The following is a 241-nucleotide window of genomic DNA, read 5'->3' as shown; positions in this document are numbered from 1 at the left end:
CAAGCGAAGATATTTCGAAGTCTGCACAAACAATGCGAGAGTTGTCACAAACAGAAACTCAGTTGTTGCTGATTGGTCAGGAAAACTCCGATTCGTTAAAAGCGGCTTCAGCCCGCCTGCACTCGTACCCAGCCTTCTTTAGGGTTAACTTCCAGTACTTTATTCATGTGACGACTTAAGTCCACCACAATACCGGAAGTTAAAGACTGACCATTAGTGCCGGTGCCGCCACCACGAGGGG

The 241-nt window shown here is 48.1% G+C and carries 1 protein-coding gene; it reads right to left on the bottom strand.

All coding sequences use genetic code 11. The features are described from left to right. Positions 1–107: 107 nt before the first annotated feature. Positions 108–241: FAD-binding oxidoreductase (locus tag SB749_RS20635; RefSeq protein ID WP_410711959.1), on the bottom strand; the 134-nt coding region annotated here is incomplete at its 5' end.

The sequence above is a fragment of the Brevibacterium sp. SIMBA_078 genome (assembly GCF_046534565.1).
In the GTDB taxonomy this organism is placed as follows: Bacteria; Actinomycetota; Actinomycetes; order Actinomycetales; family Brevibacteriaceae; genus Brevibacterium.
This window is presented reverse-complemented; position numbering and strand designations above follow the sequence as displayed.